Annotated in this window: 14 protein-coding genes; 7 read left to right on the top strand and 7 right to left on the bottom strand. The window is 58.9% G+C overall.

Annotated features, from left to right (window positions below; genetic code table 11):
• Nucleotides 1-51 precede the first annotated feature (51 nt).
• Entirely contained in the window at nucleotides 52-1,467 is a 1,416-nt protein-coding gene (locus K3G63_RS15355; protein WP_220614961.1) for a hypothetical protein, read from the top strand.
• A gap of 163 nt (nucleotides 1,468-1,630) precedes the next feature.
• On the opposite strand, the gene rpiB is transcribed toward K3G63_RS15355, so the two are convergent.
• From rpiB to glyA, 3 genes are all read right to left on the bottom strand, one after another.
• Nucleotides 1,631-2,059, bottom strand: coding sequence for a ribose 5-phosphate isomerase B (gene rpiB, locus K3G63_RS15350; protein WP_220614960.1), 429 nt, complete (start codon nucleotides 2,057-2,059; stop codon nucleotides 1,631-1,633).
• A gap of 125 nt (nucleotides 2,060-2,184) precedes the next feature.
• A complete protein-coding gene (gene tatC, locus K3G63_RS15345; protein ID WP_310794594.1) occupies nucleotides 2,185-3,042 on the bottom strand; it encodes a twin-arginine translocase subunit TatC in 858 nt (285 codons plus the stop codon).
• A gap of 137 nt (nucleotides 3,043-3,179) precedes the next feature.
• On the bottom strand, nucleotides 3,180-4,472 hold the full coding sequence (gene glyA, locus K3G63_RS15340; RefSeq protein WP_220614959.1) for a serine hydroxymethyltransferase: 1,293 nt from the start codon (nucleotides 4,470-4,472) through the stop codon (nucleotides 3,180-3,182).
• Between the two features lie 477 nt (nucleotides 4,473-4,949).
• Here glyA and K3G63_RS15335 point away from each other — a divergent pair, with 477 nt between their 5' ends.
• The 3 genes from K3G63_RS15335 (at nucleotide 4,950) to K3G63_RS15325 (ending at nucleotide 8,933) form a co-directional block, all read left to right on the top strand.
• Nucleotides 4,950-7,187: a beta-1,3-glucanase family protein gene (locus K3G63_RS15335; protein ID WP_220614958.1), complete on the top strand. Its 2,238-nt coding sequence runs from the start codon at nucleotides 4,950-4,952 to the stop codon at nucleotides 7,185-7,187.
• A 322-nt stretch (nucleotides 7,188-7,509) separates the two neighbouring features.
• A complete protein-coding gene (locus tag K3G63_RS15330; protein ID WP_220614957.1) occupies nucleotides 7,510-8,022 on the top strand; it encodes a hypothetical protein in 513 nt (170 codons plus the stop codon).
• Nucleotides 8,023-8,129: 107 nt separating this feature from the next.
• Nucleotides 8,130-8,933: a tol-pal system YbgF family protein gene (locus tag K3G63_RS15325; protein WP_220614956.1), complete on the top strand. Its 804-nt coding sequence runs from the start codon at nucleotides 8,130-8,132 to the stop codon at nucleotides 8,931-8,933.
• Nucleotides 8,934-9,156: 223 nt separating this feature from the next.
• Here the strand turns inward: K3G63_RS15325 and K3G63_RS15320 are convergent, their stop codons facing one another.
• The 3 genes from K3G63_RS15320 to K3G63_RS15310 form a co-directional block, all read right to left on the bottom strand.
• Entirely contained in the window at nucleotides 9,157-9,855 is a 699-nt protein-coding gene (locus tag K3G63_RS15320; RefSeq protein WP_220614955.1) for a metallophosphoesterase family protein, read from the bottom strand.
• Nucleotides 9,856-9,954: 99 nt separating this feature from the next.
• Nucleotides 9,955-10,170 (bottom strand): hypothetical protein, encoded by a 216-nt coding sequence (locus tag K3G63_RS15315; RefSeq protein WP_110976128.1) that lies wholly within the window; start codon nucleotides 10,168-10,170, stop codon nucleotides 9,955-9,957.
• Between the two features lie 74 nt (nucleotides 10,171-10,244).
• Complete coding sequence (locus K3G63_RS15310) at nucleotides 10,245-10,751, bottom strand: hypothetical protein (protein WP_220614954.1); 507 nt, start codon at nucleotides 10,749-10,751, stop codon at nucleotides 10,245-10,247.
• Between the two features lie 379 nt (nucleotides 10,752-11,130).
• On the opposite strand from K3G63_RS15310, the gene K3G63_RS15305 reads away from it, so the two are divergent.
• Both K3G63_RS15305 and K3G63_RS15300 read left to right on the top strand, forming a co-directional pair.
• Nucleotides 11,131-12,288, top strand: coding sequence for a zinc-dependent alcohol dehydrogenase (locus K3G63_RS15305; RefSeq protein WP_220614953.1), 1,158 nt, complete (start codon nucleotides 11,131-11,133; stop codon nucleotides 12,286-12,288).
• A gap of 12 nt (nucleotides 12,289-12,300) precedes the next feature.
• A complete protein-coding gene (locus K3G63_RS15300) occupies nucleotides 12,301-12,813 on the top strand; it encodes a hypothetical protein (RefSeq protein WP_220614952.1) in 513 nt (170 codons plus the stop codon).
• Between the two features lie 239 nt (nucleotides 12,814-13,052).
• Here the strand turns inward: K3G63_RS15300 and K3G63_RS15295 are convergent, their stop codons facing one another.
• Complete coding sequence (locus tag K3G63_RS15295; RefSeq protein ID WP_310794593.1) at nucleotides 13,053-14,324, bottom strand: multidrug effflux MFS transporter; 1,272 nt, start codon at nucleotides 14,322-14,324, stop codon at nucleotides 13,053-13,055.
• A gap of 246 nt (nucleotides 14,325-14,570) precedes the next feature.
• On the opposite strand from K3G63_RS15295, the gene K3G63_RS15290 reads away from it, so the two are divergent.
• Entirely contained in the window at nucleotides 14,571-14,831 is a 261-nt protein-coding gene (locus K3G63_RS15290) for a 4a-hydroxytetrahydrobiopterin dehydratase (protein WP_110976132.1), read from the top strand.
• Nucleotides 14,832-14,998 lie beyond the last annotated feature (167 nt).

Genomic DNA, 14,998 nt, shown 5'->3' with positions numbered 1-14,998 from the left:
TTTTACAGCTCCCCGCCTTCATCCGTAGATTCTTTCCCCGAGGTTACCGCTTTGCTGCAATTCTTTAAAAGCTCCCTGCCTACCCGCTTGTTTGCGCTGCTGCTGCTGCTGCTGGCCCTGCGGCTGCCTTTGTTGTGGCTGGGTATTGCCCTCACGCCGGTAGAGCTGCGGGCCCTGCTGGTGGGTGAGCGGCTCCACGAAGGCGCCCTGCTCTACCGCACCCTCTACGATAGCACTGCCCCGCTGGCGGCCGCTTTGTTTGCCTTGCTCGATGTGGTGGGTAGCCGGCCGCTGTGGGTGTATCGTACGCTGGCCTTGGTGCTGCTCACGTTTCAGGCTCTACGCTTCAACTTCGTGCTCAACCGGGCCGATGTGCACCCCGAGCGGGGGTATGTGGGGGCCCTGACCTACCTGCTCATCGGCAGCCTGACCACGGACCTGGATACCCTCTCGCCCCTATTGCTGGGGCACACCTTCCTGATTGCCGCCCTCAGCGCCCTGCTGCCTACCTCCCGCGAAGGCTACGATAACCGCCGCCTATTCCGGGCGGGCTTTCTGGTAGGGGTAGGGGCGTTGTGCTACCTGCCGCTGGCGCTGTTTCTGCTCGTGGGCCTGTTTGCCGTTATCGTCTTCGCGGCCAATTCGTTCCGGAGCTTTCTGCTGCTGGTGTGTGGTTTTTTGTTTCCCTACGCCGTGGCTACTACCTTTTTCCTGTACACGGAGTCCTTGCCGGGCTTCGTGCAGTTCCACCTCACGCCTACCCTGCAAGGCGCGGTAAACGAAACCGACGGCCTGCCGCTCTGGGTGCTGCTACGGCTGCTAGTACTGCCAGGGCTGCTGGTATTGCTGGGCATTGGGCGCAGCTTTACTACCTCGCTGGGGCTAGTGTTTCAGGTGAAGTTTCAGCAACTGATGCTGGTGTGGCTGCTGGTGGCCGTCGGTATTGCCGCGGCCGGCCGCGGCATGGCTACCGGTACGCTGGTGCTGCTGCTGCCTCCGCTTACCTATTTTAGCTTGTTTCTGTGGCAGAAAGCCCAGCGGGCCTGGGTGCCGGAACTGCTGCTGCTGTTCGTGATTGGGGCGGTAGTGATGGTGCGCTACCGGGCCGTGCTCCACCTGACCCAGCTCGTGCAGATTCCGGCCGAGAGCCTGTACGCCGTGCAGCCCAACCCGCGCTACGCCTTTTTGCAGGGTCAACGTCTGCTCGTGTTGGGGCCCGACCAGCGCCCGTATCTGCACAACCGCTTGGCTACTCCCTACCTCGACTGGCGCCTGGCCCAGGCCGATTTTGGTCATCTGGAACAATACGATGCCGTGTTTCGCCTGGCCCAAAACTTCCAGCCGGCCCCGCCCCAGTACCTCATTGACCAGGCAAACCTGGTGCCCGAGCTGCAATACAAAATCCCCGGCATCTTCGGCCGCTACCAGTCTACCAATACCCCCGGTGTGTACCGCCTAGAGCGGTAAGCCTGAACGAAATACTTCGGTAAAGTATACGCTACCATCTCTGCTCTAAAGAAGAAACCCTGGTTGTACTGCACAACCAGGGTTTCTTCTTTGCGCAGAGGTGGTAGCCGCTACGAAAAGGTAGCTACGGCTTGGCTTGGGCGCACTGTAAGTTAGGTGCTGCCTAGCAGCTGATTTTGTCAATGCGGGTTTGGTGGCGGCCGCCTTCGAAGGCCGTGTTCAGAAATTGGCTGGCAATGGCGCGGGCCGTTTCCGCATCAACAAAGCGGGCCGGGATGCAGACGACGTTGGCGTTGTTGTGCTGCCGAATCAGGCTGGCTACCTCCGGCTCCCAGGCTAAGCCGGCCCGGATACCTTGGTGCTTGTTGGCCGTGATGCACACGCCATTGGCCGAGCCGCAAAGCAGAATTCCGCGCTCAAACTCGCCACGCTCCACGGCCGAGGCTAGGGGGTGCACGTAGTCGGGGTAGTCAACGGATGCGGCGGAGTGGGTGCCGAAGTCCTGGACCTCGTAGCCATTGTCGCGCAGCCACTGCAGCAGCATTTGCTTTTGCTCGAAGCCGGCATGGTCGGAGCCGATGGCAAGTTTCATAGGATGCAGGGTAAGGGAAGGTAAAAGGGGTAGGGAGAGGAAATGAAGGAACCGCTGAAAACAGAAAATGTGCTGACGGGGCCGTTGTCGGAGCTCATCAGCACATCCTGCAGAAGGTAGTGCGCTTACGCTACTCCTTGATTTTCAGCGAGGCGGGCATTGAGGGCAGCCGTGCGGCCGCGGCTCACTACCCGGGCAATGTTGATGCTCAGCTCATAGAGCAGGATAATGGGAATGGTAACGATAATCTGGGCCGATACGTCCGGGGGCGTGATGATGGCCGCAATAACCAGAATTACCACAATGGCGTGCTTCCGGTACACGCGCATGATTTCGGGCGTAATCAGCCCGGCCTTCGCCAGGAAGAACACAATCATGGGCAGTTCAAACACAAAAGCACAGGACAACGACATGGTAGTGAGCGTACTGATGTAGCTCTGCATGTCCATCTGGTTTTCGATGGTTGGGTCGACCACGTAGTTGGCCAGGAACTGAATGCTCATGGGCGCGGCAATATAGTAGCCAAACAGAAGCCCGATGGCAAATAGCACTGACACAAAGAACACGGCCCCCCGAGAGTTTTGGCGCTCGTGCGGGTAGAGCCCCGGCTTAATAAACCGCCATAGCTCCCAGAACAGGTACGGGAAGCCCAGCACCAAACCTACAATAAAGGAGGTGCTGATGTGCATGGTCAGCTGCCCGCTCATCTCGCGGTTCTGAATCACAAAGCCGATCTTATCGATGCACAAGCTCGGTGCGTGCAGCCATTCCCCGGCCCGGCAAAACATGCGGTAAGTCCAGAAGTCAGCGCGGGAAGGACCCAGAATCAGGTCATGGAACAGAAAGTCCTTGGAGAAGAAAGCTGCCAGGGCAAATAGTACCACCGCAATAGCCGCCCGGATGATGTGCCAGCGCAACGCCTCCAGGTGGTCGATAAAAGACATTTCCTGCTGGTCGCCCAGCGCAGGTTGAGTAGGATCCACAGAACGAGTGAATGAGGGAATGGACAAATGAGTGAAGTGGTGGCGGAGCAAAACACAAACGAAAACCAGCCCGAACAGGATGCTGCCGGACCGGTTTTCATTTCTATAACCGCCTAACTACTCAGGCAGTCCGGATGTTACGCGAAGAGCGGATACTGCTGCATCCACTCATTTATCTCGCCGCGCACTCGGGTAATGCGGGTATCGTCGGCGTTGTGCGTCAGCACTTCGTCAATAAAATCAACGATGCGCGCCATGTCGGTTTCCTTCAGGCCACGAGTCGTAACGGCGGCCGAGCCCACGCGCATACCGCTGGTAATAAAGGGCGACTTGTCATCGAAGGGCACCATGTTTTTGTTAATGGTGATGTCGGCCTTGATGAGAGTGTTTTCCGCCAGCTTGCCGGTGAGGCCCTTGCTGCGCAGATCAATCAGCATCAGGTGGTTATCGGTACCGCCGGAAATAATCTGGTAGCCACGCTCCACAAAGGCGCCGGCCAGGGCCTGGGCATTCTTGATTACTTGCTGGGTGTAGTCGGTGTAGGCGTCGCTGAGGGCTTCGCCAAAAGCTACTGCCTTAGCGCCAATAACGTGTTCCAGCGGGCCGCCCTGGGTGCCGGGGAATACGGCGCTGTCGAGCAGGCTGCTCATCATCCGGATTTCGCCTTTCGGGGTCTTCAGGCCGAAGGGGTTCTCGAAATCCTTGCCCAGCATAATCAAGCCGCCGCGGGGGCCGCGCAGGGTTTTGTGGGTAGTGGTAGTAACGATGTGGCAGTAATCGAAGGGATTGTTCAGCAGACCTTTCGCAATCAGGCCGGAGGGGTGCGAAATATCGGCCAGCAGCAGGGCCCCTACCTCGTCGGCAGCTTCGCGCAGGGCTTTGTAATCCCAGTCGCGGGAGTAGGCCGAGGCGCCGCAGATAATCAGCTTGGGCTGCTCGCGGCGAGCGGTCTGCTTTACCTTTTCCCAGTCGATGAGGCCGGTTTCCTGCTCCACGCCATAAAAGCTAGGCTTATATAGCTTGCCCGAGAAGTTAACGGGCGAGCCGTGGGTAAGGTGGCCACCGTGCGAGAGGTCGAAACCGAGGATTTTGTCACCCGGGTTCAGCACTGCCAGCATCACGGCAGCATTGGCCTGAGCACCCGAGTGGGGCTGCACGTTTACCCATTCTACCCCGAATAAAGCTTTGGCGCGGTCGATGGCCAGCTGCTCAATCTGGTCTACGATTTCGCAGCCACCGTAGTAGCGCTTGCCGGGCAGGCCCTCGGCGTACTTGTTGGTGAGGATGGAGCCCTGGGCCCGCATCACCTGCTCCGAAACGTAGTTCTCGGAGGCAATGAGTTCAATACCGTGAGTTTGCCGCTCTTGCTCCTTCTGAATCAGGTCGAAGACTGCGGTGTCGAGGGTGAGGGTGGTGGCTTGCGTTTCCATACGGCCAAAGGTACGTGTAAAAGGTGATGAGGTAATGAGGTAGCCGGTAGGGCCGCCATACGCTGCCGCCCACCTCAAATGAAAAGAGCTGCCGACAGGTATAAAATTCGGGCATAGCATGGTGTGGTAGTGTGCTCAGAGCGTGTGCCGTAAGTGCACTTTATGGCTCTGCTTACGGCCCGAAGTGCCCGCAGAATGGCCCCGGCAATGTGCCCTAGCTTCAGCCAGAGGTGCGCACTAAGCGCTACGGGCGCGGTAAGCCTGCAATAAAGGGCTTTTTCTTCCCTGCAAAACCCACCTACATTGCCATTGTCCTACTGCTTCGGAGCCCCGCTTCTCCGTTAGGTACCGCGCCCCGCGCCCGGACGTTTTCTCCGCTCCTGTCCTACTCTCACACACCGGTTTGCTGCCTACCCCGTCGGGGCTAGTTAGGGCCGGTGTGCTTGTTTCTTTCCTCCCACCACAACCATTTCATCTATGAAAAAGCGTACCCTCTACTCTCTGTTCCTGCTTTGGCTAAGCGCCCTGTTGCCCTACGGGGCCTGGGCCCAGGGCAGTATTCCGTTTACCATTGCCAACAACTCGCCCTTTCCCGACTCAGACCTGTACGTGGCCATCGTAGGCATTGACGGCGCCGGTAACCACGTCTGGATTAATGCCGCCAACAGCCAGGTGCTTCCCATGAGCCCCTCTTACAACACGGTAACGGGCCCAACTTATAACGGCAACACGGGACCCGGTAGCAACTCCAAGTACGCGGCCTGCTTCACCCGGCTGAGCAGCATTCCGAACAAGACGTTTACCCTGCCCTACATTGCAGGCTGCCGGGTGTTCATCTCGCGGGGGCAGCAGCTGTACCTTTATTTCTTCGGCTCCTCCGGCGCGCCCTCGGGCTACGCGGCCCCCAACTCGCTGAACCCCAACGACCCGAACCGCGACATTATGTACGAGTTTGTGGAGCTGACCAACAACCAGTATGGGTTCTTTGGTAATACTACCCGGGTAGATGCCTTCCGCTACCCCATGGGCCTGGAGTTGTTTGGGGCGGGCGGCTACCAGAAGCGCACCGGCGAGCTGAAAACGGCCGCCGACATTGTGGCGGCCTACAAAGCCAACGTTCCTGCGGAGTTTCAGGGCACGGTGAACAACACCACCGGCGAAATTACCTTCCCTTCCAAAACCGCTGCTTTTGCCGATGGCACTAACGGCACTACCCCCGGCCCCTACGGCAACTACTTCAAGAGCTACATTGACGCCATCTGGAACAAGTACAAGACCACGGATCTGATTTTCTACGCCGGCAATGCGGGCGTGTTCAAAGGGCGCGTGGATGCCAACGACCGGCTGGTGGTAGTGGGCCAGTCGGGCGCTTTTGCCGGCCGCACGGGCATCATCAACGGCCGCCCCACCACCCAAATGGCCTTCGAAGGCAAGGGCCTGCTCGATAACCGCGTAAGCGACGGGGACTGTGACCTAGTGGTGCAGGCCCAAATGACGGCCGCCATTAACCGCCACGTGGTGGACGTGACTACCGCCAACCCCGGTCAGCAGAACTGGTACGATGCCAGCAAGTACTACCAGGCCGCCCCGGCCAACTATTACGCCCGCTTCTGGCACCTGCCCGGCATCAGCGTCGATAATCTTTCCTACGGCTTTGCCTACGACGACGTGAACGACCAGTCGGCCACCTTGCACACGCCCCAGCCTACCCGGGTAGTGGCTACCTTCGGTGGCTACGCCGGCAGCACCCCGCCCCCCGTGTCGGGCGTCAGCACCGTGTACAAAGACTGCAACTACACCGGCACGGCCGTAAACCTGCCCGTGGGCGACTACAACCTGGCTGCTCTACAGAGCCGCGGCATTCTCAACGACGACGTTTCCTCGCTGCGCGTTAATGCCGGCTACGAGGTGGTGCTCTATGAGAATGACAACTTCACTGGCAGCACCCTTACGGTGGGTAGCGCCGGCAACGGCTGCCTGGTAAACAACCCACTAGGAACCGGCAACTGGAACGACAAGGCTACCTCGCTGCGGGTGCGCGCTGCTTCAGCCTCTACCTTTAGCGTAACGCTGCAGGCCGAAGCGGCCAACGTAAACAACGGCATGACCGTGGAAACCTGCTCGGAGGGGGGCCAGAACATGGGCTTCGTGGATGCCGGCGACTACCTGGTATGGAACCAGGTTAACTTCCCCACCACCGGCTCCTACCTCATCGAGTACCGCGTGGCCAGCGGCGCTGCCGGTGGCACCATCTCGTCGGACTTGAATGCGGGCACCACCCAGTTTGGCAACACAACCATCCCGGGCACTGGCGGCTGGCAAACCTGGACCACTGTATCCAAGACAGTGACCATCAACGCGGGCACCTACAACTTCGGGGTATTTGCCCAAACCGGGGGCTGGAACCTCAACTGGGTGCGCATTACGAAGGCCGCCGCCCGGCCCGCTACTGTAACGGCTACCACTCAGTCCGAAGCCGCTACGGCCGGTACGCAGCTGTACCCGAACCCCGTGGTGGACCGCCTGCGGCTGAGTGGCGGTAAGGTAAACTTCGCTGGCAGCCAGTACCGCATTGTGGATATGCAGGGTCGCACCGTGGCTACCGGCGCCTTCGACCAGGGTACGGCCGAGGTAAGCACCTTACGGGCCGGCATGTACCTGCTGGTAGTGCGCACGAAAGACCAGCAAACGCTTACTCACCGCTTCGCCAAGTAAGCCCGCGTAGAACCGCAGATAAAGCAGGCTGCTCCGCCCGGAGCAGCCTGCTTTTTTGCTAGCCTGAATACGCCGCGGGCCGTTCGCTTCAAAAAGCTAGCGCCTTCCGTAACGCACCAGCCCCCCCACGAGCTAAACGGGCGTCTGGACAACAGGCAGCTATATCTGCGGGAACATATATAAGTCTTCAGATCAACAACGTACGCTTTTGTTGATCTGGTTCGGGAGTTTGACTAGGCAATTGCCTGCCCTGAGGCTAGCCTGGGTAGGGGATTTTCCCGTATTGGTTGCGCCGTGTGGTCACTTACGCGTTACTTGCTACATGAATTCACCCCAACAGCTGGCCGAAGTCCTGACCAGTTTGCGCATTGGCAATCAGTCCTATCTGCTGAGCTTCTACGAGCAGAACCGCGACCTGTTTGCCCGCTGGGCCCGGCGCCAGCACCAGCTCACGCCCGTGGCGGCGCATGAGCTGCTGCGCACGGTGCTGGTAAAGTTCTACGATCAGGTAGCCGACGGGCGCCTGACGAAACTCCCGCCCGATGTGCGCGCCTACGTGTACGGGCTGGCCGATGAGCAGATCCGCTCGGCTCATACCACCGAGATTTTGCCCAAGGACGAGGCCGGTCGGCGCCAGCGCCTGCTGCGCCTGTTTCGGCAGCTGGGCCTGGATTGCCAGAAAATGCTGATGTACTTCTACTTTCGGGGCTACAACTTCGAGAAAGTAGCCGGTAAGATGGGTTTTGCCAACGCCAACGTAGCCCGGCTGCAAAAAGCGGCCTGCCTGCGCAAGCTCTACGAACTGCGCATGCGCACGGAAGACGCCGGCCGGTAGCAGTGGCTGGTCACTTCTGCGTAGCTTAGCCCCTGGTTCTGTTTTTCTTTTGTATTTGTGCCTTTGCTCAGCGCCTTGACGGGGTTTATTTTCGGTTTCCTTTTGCCATGACGCCGCCTTCCTTCGACTTACGCCCTTACCTGGAAGAGCTGGAACGCTTTGCCGATGGCCAGATGACGCCCGCCGAACAAGCCGCCTTTGAAACGCGGCTGGAACAGGACGCTACCCTCTACCAAGCCTATCAGGCCTACGAGCAGCTCACGGCCGATCTGCGCTGGGTTGCCGGCCACGAAACCCTGCACCAGCGCCTAGTATCCCTCGACCGTCGCCTGGACCAGCGCCAGGAAGCCCTGACCCGCATCCGGCGGCGCCAGCGCAAAACCCAGCAGCAGTGGGGCGCGGTGGTGGTGGTAGGCGTGCTTGCCCTACTGGCTATCTGGATGGTACTACGCCCGGCTATGCCTACTCCGGAAGCCACCTGGGCGCGCTACTATGTTCCCGAGGCCGGTCTCTCCGACACCGTAGTGAATGAAAGTCGCCGCCCCCTGCTGGCCGAAGCTATGCGCCAGTACCGCGACGGACACTACGCTCCCGCTCTGCACACGCTGCGGCGGGTGCCGGCCAGCAACCTGGGCCAGGATACGCTCTTGTACTACAGCGGCATTTTGCTGCTCAGCCAAGAGGAGCCCGAGCAGTTTCGGGCGGCGCAGCCCTTCCTACGGCGGGTAGCCATGCAATCAACTTCGCCACTGGCCGGCCGGGCCCGCTACCATCTGGGCATGGCCTACTGGCGTAACCAGCAGATAACGGCCGCCCGCAACACCCTGCGAGCCGTCGCCAACGATGCCCGCAACCCGTATCAGGATGCCGCTCGTCAGCTGCTCCGCTCCGAGGCACTGCCCCAAGAGTAAGTTGTAAATACATGATCCGGTGGCTGAGGGAGAAGCCAAAGTATGGTGAGCCGCGCCGTGTCATCCGCCTGCTCTTCTGCAACTACCCTATTAACATGCCAGGCCTTTCCTTCTGTGCTGGAAGGAAGGACCTGGCATTTCTCCAAAGATGGTAGGCTGGCCAGGACGAACGGTAGTGGTCTGCTACCTTCTTGCCTTACTGGCTCATGCACTTACTAACTCGCTACCGCACCCCAATGGTATACGCGGGTTCGATGTTGGGCTGGAGGTAGAGCTTGTTAGCATCCAGGTCGAGGGCAGCGAGGTGACGCAACTCGGGGTTGTGCCGGTACACGCAGCCCGTATCGAGGCCGATGGCGCCGCGCTCGGCCTTCACGTGAGCTTCTACTTCCGTGGTAGGGGTAGGCACATGGCCGTGCACTAGGCGCAAGCCCCCGGTGCGGGAAGCGTCATACACGAAGCTTTTGGTAGTGAGCATAGTAGGCCAGTCTTGCCGCATCTTGTCCGGCGGCAGCCGAAAATCGAACCCAGCGTGCACCAGGATAAAGCCCGGAATTTCAAACTGGTAGGGCAGGTCGTTGATCCAGCGGAGGTAGCGCTCCGGAATATCTTCGGGCTGTTCTACGCCAAAGCTGTGTAATGTCAGCTCCCGGTCCGCGACCGAGCCCCAGGTCAGGGTGATTTCGCCTTGGGCCGCTTTCAGCAAATCGTGGTCGTGGTTGCCCCGCAGGCACACAACCCGGTAGCCGCGCTCCGGCAGCTGCATGAGGTAGTCGAGCACGCCCCGGCTGTCGGGACCTTTATTGACGTAGTCGCCCAGCACATACAACTCGTCCTGAGGGGTAAGCTTCAGCTTTTCCTCCACCAGATGCCGGAAGGAGAGAAGACAGCCGTGTAAATCGGTAGTAACGTAGCGGGCCATGATGCTAGAGCAAGCAACGGAATGCGTTGAGTAACAGGATTAACAAACAAAAAGCACCTGCCCATGGCAGGTGCTTTTCAAACAGGGCGGCGCCCCTATCTATGCGTACGGCGGCTTGCCGATGTCTTGCTTTTCAAGGTTGCGGTTGGGGTGGCGCTGGGGCGCATCTTGCGCTTCCTGCTCCAAACGGTCCTCGGTCTGGTCGTCGCGGTCATTCACTGGCAAGTTGCCAGCGCCTTTCGGCTGCTCCGTTTGGGTAGGGCTACCGTGGTTTTCCTTGGACTGCTGGTTGGTATTATTGCTTTTGTACGGCATGACGTTTGAACTCAAGCTTGTTTTCGGATAAGTAGGGCGGGTCAGTAGGATACCGGGACTTGCCCGGGCCGGCGTTACTGCACAATGGCGGTATCGGAGGCGTTGGGGTCGGTAAGGTCGGCGTTTGTGCCTTGGCGGGCCAGCTCGTCGTTGTTAGGCTGTACCTGTTCCATTTGGCCCATGCCTACGCGGGAGTTGGGGTTACGCATTTCGTCGCGGCCCGGGCGGTCATCGTCGGCGTCCAGCTCATCCACCGGGCGGCGCGGCTGCATATCCGGGTCCCGGTCCTGGGGCATATCTTGGTTGGGGAGGTCTTGGCGGCCTTCTTCATTGCTAAGGAAGGTTTCCTGACCAATGCGCTGGTTATCGTCGGCGTTTTCGTTTACCGAAACGGCCGTGATGCCGCCGCTGCTGTCAGTGCCGTAGCCCTGCGGGCCACCCATCCGGTCGCCGAAACCCCCGCGGGCTTCTTCGTTCTTGGGTGGATCGGCACCGGGGATAATGTGTCCGGCAGCGAATTCTTCTTCCGTAGTATCGTCGTTGATGACGCGAACAGGTCGGTTATGCGGGTCAGTTGCCATGGGAATTACTGGTATCAGGTTGGCAGAGAGTATAAGCCGTTGTACTGCGGTTTTTGCGTTTGGGTTTAGGTAAGCCCCCTCGTTTCCGCTCTGCTACCCCCCGCAGAATGCTAAACCGATATAAGAACTGCCCGAGAGCATTTAGGAAGCGCTTCAGCACGGCGAAGAGGTAGGGCATCCGTATTTATCGCCGGTGTTTTTCCGTGTAAATACGGGTTTACCCCCGATCTGATAGGCTCCTGCAACCTTGACCATAGCAGGCAGTACAACAGGGGGCCGCTGCCCTGCCTAGTTCGGAAACGAGCCACCACTTGGTTCCGTGGAGCCAAGCAAGGCAGCCACTTCAAAATCCCACCAGAACCCTCAAAATCGGATTCTTATGCTAGCAATGGACTATCGGGGCCCCAAACGGGTCCGCGCTACTCAGAAACCCATGCCCGAAATCTTGCATCCCCAAGATGCCATCGTCCGGGTTACGCGTAGCTGCATCTGCGGCTCCGACTTGCACTTGTACAATGGCAACGTGCCGGACACGCGCGTCGGGATGACCTTCGGACACGAGTTCACGGGTATCGTGGAAGAAGTTGGACCTGAGGTAACCAAAATCAAAGTTGGCGACCATGTGCTGGTGCCTTTCAACGTGGCCTGCGGCGAGTGCCACTTCTGTAAGCAAGGCATGTTCGGCAACTGTCACGAGTCGAACACCCAGGCTAGCGCGGTAGGGGGTATTTTCGGCTACTCGCACACCGCCGGCGGCTTCAATGGCGGACAGGCAGAGTACGCCCGCGTACCCTACGCCAACGTAGGTCCTACGGTAATCCCCGAAGGCATGGACCCCGATGATGCCGTGCTGCTCACGGACGTAGTGCCCACGGGCTACCAGGCCGCCGAAATGGCTGGTATTCAGAAGGGTGACACGGTAGTGGTATTTGGTGCGGGCCCCGTAGGTATTATGGCTGCCCGCTGCTCTTGGCTGTTCGGTGCCGGCCGGGTTATCATCATCGATAAAGAAGACTACCGCCTGGAGTTTGCCCGCAACTATGCCAACTGCGAGGCCTACAACTTCGAGAAAGACATGGACGACCCGGTGGTGTTCATCAAGAAAACCACTGATTTCATGGGGGCCGACTGCGTAATTGACGCCGTAGGGGCCGAGGCGGCTGGCAATGCCATGCAAACCATTACGGGCCGCAAGCTGCTGTTGCAGGCTGGCTCGGCTACGGCTATGCACTGGGCTATCAACTCGGTGAAGAAGGGTGGGGTAGTATCGGTAGTGGGCGTGTACGGCCCCACCGATAACCTGATTCCGATGGGTAATGTGCTGAACAAAGGCTTGACCATCAGAGGCAACCAGGCTTCGGTGAAGCGCCTGCTGCCGCGCCTGATTGAGCACGTGCAGAATGGCGTGATTAACCCGAAGGCGCTGATTACACACCGGATTCCGCTGGAAGAAGTGGCCGACGGGTACCGCCTGTTCTCGGCCAAGCTCGACAACTGCATCAAGCCGCTGCTGGTTTTCCCTTCCGCCAACATCTAACCTTGCCCACCCATGGAAAATACTCTGAGAGACCCGCAGAAGCTCCCCGGTTGGGGAATTGATGCGAACCCCGAAAACGACCCCACTTACCCCATGCGGGAGCCCCGCCTCAATGTGTCGCAGGACCCCGACAGCAAGCACCGGCCAGCTTCCTTGCAGCCCGTGGAGGTAGAGGTGCTAAAATCCATTGAGCGCCCGAACGTCTCGGCGGTGTATGGCGAGTCGTCGCCGCCGGTAGGGCTGAGCGGCATGATCCGGCGCTTTGCCTTCAAGTACAGCGAATCGCATTACGGCCACTGGCTGCCCCTGCTGCTCGCCGACCGTGTAAACGTAGTGGAAGGCATCATTGAAGACCTAGGCCAGGGCAAAGTACCCAACATCTTCGCTGAGAAAGGCTACGCTGCCGAGTGGAAGCACAATCGCACGGCCTTCGTAGCGAAAATGGCTACTATAGCTGCCGTAACCGCCGGCAGTATCCTCATCCTGACCCGCGACAAAAAGAAAAAGCGCAAGTACCGGTACTAGGTGCCGGTAGGCTTCTGCGTTGAAAAATGTAGAAGCGCAGTAAATGAAAAAGCCCCACCGTTGCGCAAAGCAATGGTGGGGCTTTTTGTCGTTAGAGTGTACCAGACTTTATAAAAACCGTCATGTCGAGCGGAGTCGAGACATCTCGCGTGCTGACGTTGGATTAGTGTTGCAACGATTCGAGCAAGATGTCTCGGCTACGCTGGACATGACAGTCTTATAGTTTACTGCCGGTCCTGCTAGTGCACTAGCACGCCAGCATCCTCAGATGCGGCCACGGGCTGCCCAATGATCTGACGGCCGATGAGCTGAATCAGCAGAGCCAGCAGGGCGGTGGAGGCCATAATGGCCACCATGGGTACGGCCGTGCGGGTATTGAACATGCTGACCCCGAAGGAAGCCAGCGCGCCCACACCCATTTGGGTGGCACCCATGAGGGCCGCGGCGCTACCCGCGTTTTTCGAAAAAGGCGCAATGGACAATGCCGACGCGTTGGGGTTGGCGTAGCCCAGGCAGCACAGGAACAGAAACAGCATCACTACGGTGCCTACCACCCCGAACCAGCCCAACCAGGTACCGAGCAGAAACACCAGCCCAATAACCGATTGGCAGGCCATGGCCACCAGCACAATTTGCTCGCTACGGTAGTAGCGTAGCACCCAGCTATTCACCTGACTGGACCCAATAAAGCCCACCGAGAGCAGGGCGAAAATCCAGCCGTAGGTCTTTTCACTAACCCCGAAGATGTCCATGAATACCAGCGGCGAGCCCGACACGTAGGCTAAGAGCCCCCCGAACGTCATGGCGCCGGTGAGGGCGTAGGTAAAGAACTGCGGCTCCCGCAGCACCGACCAGAAGGTGGTGAGGATGGGTTTGGGGTGCAGGGAGTAGGTAGGGTCGGGCTGGTAGCTTTCGGGCAGCCAGAAGATACTGGCCAGCAACATCAGGCCTCCCATCAGAAACAGCACCAGAAACACCGACTGCCAGCCGTAAGCCGATATCATGTAGCTGCCAATGGTAGGCGCTAGCATGGGCGAAACACTAATAACCAGCGTGAGCAAGGAGAATACCTTGGGCGCATCCTGCACCGGGAACAGGTCGCGCACCATGGCCACGGCCGCCACCGTAGCCGCACAGCTTCCGATAGCCTGCAGGAAGCGCAGGGCCACAAGGGCATCAATAGAATGGCAGAGGTAGCAGCCTACGGAGGCCACCACGTAGAGCAGCAAGCCTACGTACAGCGGCTTCTTGCGTCCGAAGCGGTCCAGCAGCGGGCCATAGAGCAGCTGTCCAGCTGACACGCCCACAAAAAAGCTTGATAGGGACAGGGCTACTTTGGCAGGCGTGGTGTGCAGGTCCTGGGCAATGGCCGGAAAGCCCGGCAAGTACATGTCAATGGAAAAAGGCCCCAGTGCCGACAGCGTGCCCAGGATCAGAATTAGAAAAAAGTAGCGTTGCTTGCTCATGCAGGGGTAGGAAATGCCATCCGACCATGGGGTGGTCGGCGCCATCACAGAAAGAAAAACTGAGGTTTTGAAGTAGTTGGGCTTTTAAACCACGAACGGCCCGAGAAGATTAGCTCGACAGGAAAATGTTTTTGCAGGCTGCTTCGTCGGGCACCACCGAAAGCACAAAGGTAGAGCCGGGGTAGCTGTTGACTGCCTGGTACTCGTTGGGCGGTAGTTAAGGAGCGGCCTGTGTCCGTTTCCGACGAGTGAAGCCTACCTTGCGCTACCCCCTTCCAACCCCGCAACCCTATGTGGACTGAACAAGACAACGCCCTGACCCGCACCTTCCGCTTCAAAGATTTCAAGATGGCCTTCAGCTTCATGAGCGACGTAGCCGAAGAAGCTGAATACCAAGAGCACCATCCGTGGTGGAGCAACGAGTACAACGTGGTCAGCTTCCGGCTGCGCACCCACGACGCCGGTAACACGGTAACCGAGAAAGACCGGAGCCTAGCCGCTGCCATTGACCAACTGGCCGCCGAGTATGGTGGCGTGGCGCAGGAGGGGTAGGGACCGATGCCCGTTGCTAAAAGCCTACCCCCTCTTGTCATCCTGAGCAGCGCGAAGGACCTCTACCGCTTCGTTGCGTTACTTCCCCAGCGAAGCGGCAGAGGTCCTTCGCGCTGCTCAGGATGACAGCAGTATAAATTCAGGGTATGGCATTATAATGCTTTTGA

The organism is Hymenobacter sp. HSC-4F20 (assembly GCF_019599275.1).
Classification (GTDB): domain Bacteria; phylum Bacteroidota; class Bacteroidia; order Cytophagales; family Hymenobacteraceae; genus Hymenobacter.
Note: the sequence above shows the minus strand (reverse complement) of the source record. Positions and strands in the feature narration are given on the sequence as shown.